This is a genomic window from uncultured Microbulbifer sp., assembly GCF_947489355.1.
Lineage (GTDB): Bacteria > Pseudomonadota > Gammaproteobacteria > Pseudomonadales > Cellvibrionaceae > Microbulbifer.
Genome location: NZ_CANLDD010000205.1, coordinates 1 through 366, shown reverse-complemented (window position 1 = coordinate 366; position 366 = coordinate 1). Strand labels below are relative to the sequence as shown.

1 protein-coding gene is annotated in these 366 nt (G+C 57.9%); it reads right to left on the bottom strand.

Features of this window, described 5'->3' with window-relative positions:
- Positions 1-366, bottom strand: a 366-nt coding sequence (locus tag Q1A48_RS21470) for a hypothetical protein (protein WP_299948923.1), incomplete at both ends; no start/stop codon positions are given.

Sequence of the window (366 nt, the reverse complement as noted above, 5' to 3'; positions counted from 1 at the left end):
CTGTGATGATTGCCAGGGCGAGGAATCCGGCGTGCTGTAATCGCACGGGGTCTATGTTGAGTGTGCTGGCCAGGCTGCTAAATGCACCGTGTGCGCTGGCGCCTGGTTGCGCTGTGGAAAGGTTCTCGATCAACTGGCTGCGCTGGCCTTCCAAGGCGCGCAATTGAGCGGTGGTATCAATGGCGCGCTGGCGGTAGCCGTTGGCGGCGTCTGTGGCGATCAGGCCATTTAGGCTGTTGATCTGCTCTTTAATGCTGTTGAGCTGCTGTTCAAGCGCTTGGTATTCCAGGCTGCCCTGGGTACTGCGCTGCTGTTGTTCTTCACTGTGGGTGGCGAGAAATCCAACGGTGGCCACAATACTGATCA